This window comes from Ruegeria sp. AP12, from assembly GCF_056540025.1.
The window spans coordinates 1-833 of sequence record NZ_JBQFVZ010000165.1; the positions used below are offsets into that span (position 1 = coordinate 1).

Here is an 833-nt window from a genome sequence, read left to right on the forward strand (position 1 = left end):
GGATGTTGTTCTGGGCCTCGCACAGAAAACCATGTCGAACTACGTCAACCACATGGCTAAAACTCCGGTCGACGAAGTCATGCGCGGCTTCTTGTGGGAACGTAAAGTGGGCGAACCGGCCTAAGCTACAGCCGAGCCTTCGCCGCTGTCGTTGACCGTCAGCGTTTGGGCCCGGTCGCCCAATTCCGCAAACAGCTCAGGCCCGGTTCCCGTCATCCAGGCCTGAGCGCCCAGCGCACAGATTTCATCATAGAGCGCCGCGCGTCGCCCGGCATCCAGATGCGCAGCTACCTCATCCAGCAGAACGATCGGCGGCGCGCCGACCATTCCCGCCAACGCCCGTGCGTTTGACAGGATCAGGGACACCAGCAGCGCTTTCTGCTCACCCGTCGAACAATCCTTGGCCGGAACCCCCTTGGCAGCAAACACCCCATACAGGTCCGAGCGATGCGGCCCGACCAAAGTCCGCCCCGCCGCCAGATCGCGGAAACGGCTTTCGCTCAGCGCCTCGCGCAGATCATCCGCAGCCTCGGGCATCGCACCTTCCGTTTGAATCAACTCCAAGTCTGCTGAAGGAAACGCCGTTTCGGCCTTTTCCTGCGCGGTACGCAAATGATCCAACGCCGCAAGACGCGCCGCGTGTATCCGGTACCCTGTCTCGGCCATCTGACCTTCCAAAGCCGTGTACCAATGGGCGTCCCGGACCTGATCCTTCAGCAGCCGGTTTCGCTCCCGCATGGCTTTCTCATAGGTCAGCGACGCTTCGGCATGCGCGGGATCAAAGCTCAACGCGATGCGATCCAGAAACCGCCGCCGCCCCTCGGCTCCTTCGA

General features: G+C 62.1%; 1 protein-coding gene and 1 pseudogene. One reads left to right on the plus strand and one right to left on the minus strand.

The window, feature by feature from the left end; genetic code table 11:
- A pseudogene (locus ACR0E6_RS22005) lies at window positions 1–124 on the plus strand (carboxymuconolactone decarboxylase family protein); the annotation flags it as partial.
- Here the strand turns inward: ACR0E6_RS22005 and ACR0E6_RS22010 are convergent.
- The coding region (locus tag ACR0E6_RS22010) for a DNA replication/repair protein RecF (protein ID WP_480587350.1) at window positions 121–833 on the minus strand (713 nt) is incomplete at its 5' end. The pseudogene ACR0E6_RS22005 and the gene ACR0E6_RS22010 sit on opposite strands and share 4 nt — an antisense overlap.